Here is a 2218-nt window from a genome sequence, read left to right as displayed (position 1 = left end):
CGCCGTCGAGCACACCCGGCTGGCCGGGTGGGGCAACCACACCGCGGTGGCCAGCGCACCCGCGCTGGCCTCGGATGCCGGGGTGTCGGTGCCGGTGTTGTTCGCCGCGCAGGTGGCCGCCACCCCGACCGCAATCGCTGTGAGCTATCTGGACCACTCGTTGACTTATGCCGAGTTGGATCAGGCCGCCACCGGCATCGCCCACACCCTGGCCGGGCGCGCGGTGGGCCCGGGCCGGTGTGTGGCGCTGCTGCTACCCCGCTCGATCGAGGCGATCACCGCGATGCTGGGCGTGCTCAAAACCGGGGCCGCCTACCTACCGATTGACCCCGCCCTACCCGATGCCCGGATCGGGTTCTTGCTGTCTGATGCCGCCCCGGCCGCGGTCATCACCACCAGTACGCTGCGCGACCGGCTGACCGGCCACCAGCTGACCGTCCTCGACATCGATGACCTCGCGGCCCCCACCGTCTGTGCTCAGCCCACCGCCGCGCCTGTCGCCGCGCTGCCGGTCCCCGCTGGCGGGGACATCGCGTATCTGATCTACACCTCGGGCACCACCGGCACCCCCAAGGGGGTGGCCATCACCCACCACAACATCACCCAATTGGCGTGTGTGGATGCGGAGTTGGCGGGGCCGGGCCGGGTGTGGTCGCAGTGCCACTCCTATGGCTTTGATGCCTCGGTGTGGGAGATTTTCGGGGCCCTGCTCCATGGTGGGCGGCTGGTGGTGGTGCCCGAACCGGTGGTCGGCTCCCCGGCTGATCTGCATGACCTGCTGACCAGAGAACACGTCGAGGTGCTCACCCAGACCCCGTCGGCGGCGGCGCTGCTGCCTGAGGCGGGGTTGGAGTCGGTGACGCTGGTGGTGGCCGGGGAGGCCTGCCCGGCCACTCTGGTGGATCGGTGGGCGCCGGGGCGGGTGATGCGCAACGCCTACGGGCCCACCGAGGCCACCGTGTGTACGTCCCTTAGCGCCCCGCTGGCGCCGGGCGCGCAGGTGGTGCCGATTGGGGCGCCGGTGGCTGGGGCGGCGCTGCTGGTGCTCGATGGGTGGTTGCGCCCGGTGCCGGCCGGGGTGGTCGGCGAGTTGTATGTGGCCGGCGCCGGGGTGGGGGTCGGGTATTGGGGCCGGCCGGGTTTGACCGGGTCCCGGTTTGTGGCCTGCCCGCTGCCCGGGGCGGGCGGGGCACGGATGTATCGCACCGGGGACCTGGTGCGCTGGGACACCCAGGGGCAGCTGGCCTATGTGGGCCGCGCGGATGAGCAGGTCAAAATCCGGGGGTATCGCATCGAGCCCGGCGAAATCCGGGCCGTGCTGGCCGGCCTGGACGGGGTGCAGCAGGCCGTGGTGGTGGCCCGCCAGGACCGCCCCGGTGATACACGCCTGATCGGCTATATCACCGGCGGTGCCGAACCGGCCGGTCTGCGCGCGCAGCTGGCCCAGCGGCTACCGGCCTACATGGTGCCCGCCGCGATCATCGCCGTCGACGCGTTGCCGCTGACCGCCAACGGCAAACTCGACACCGCGGCGCTGCCGGCCCCCGACTACACCCCCGCCGGGTCTTACCGGGCCCCGACCGGCCCGGTCGAAGAAATCCTGGCCGGCATCTACGCCGAAGTCCTCGGGCTCGACCGCGTCGGGGCCGACGACTCCTTCTTCGAGTTGGGCGGCGATTCGTTGTTGGCGATGCGGCTCATCGGTGAGCTCAACACCGCCCTCGGTGCCGAGTTGCCGGTGCGCGCCGTGTTCGAAGCACCGTCGGTGAGCAGCCTGGGCCAACGGCTGGCCACCCACCACGACTCGGAATGCTTTGTGTCCGTGCACGGCCGCGACACCACCGAGGTGCACGCCGCTGATCTGACGCTGGAGAAGTTCATCGACGCCGCAACCCTGGACGCTGCCCCGGCGTTGCCCGGCCCCAGTGCCGAGGTGCGCACGGTGTTGCTGACCGGGGCGACCGGCTTCCTGGGCCGTTACCTGGCCCTGCAATGGCTGCAGCGCATGGAGCTGGTCGACGGCACCCTGATCTGTTTGGTGCGCGGCAAATCCGACGAGGATGCGCGGCACCGTCTCGAAACGACCTTCGACAGCGGCGACCCGGCGCTGCTGGCCGACTTCGAGGAGTTGGCCGGCGAGCACCTGCAGGTCATCGCCGGCGACAAGAGCCAGCCCAACCTGGGCCTGGATGAGCAGACCTGGCAACACCTGGCCGCT

Annotated in this window: 1 protein-coding gene; it reads left to right on the top strand. The window is 70.9% G+C overall.

Features of this window, described 5'->3' with window-relative positions; all coding sequences use genetic code 11:
- A partial coding sequence (locus AC5Y6X_RS24300; RefSeq protein WP_499989695.1) for a non-ribosomal peptide synthetase occupies positions 1–2218 on the top strand: 2218 nt, incomplete at both ends.

It is taken from the genome of Mycobacterium sp. NGS26, assembly GCF_059813025.1.
The sequence above is the reverse complement of the archived record's forward strand: the minus strand, read 5'-3'. Positions and strand labels throughout refer to the sequence as shown.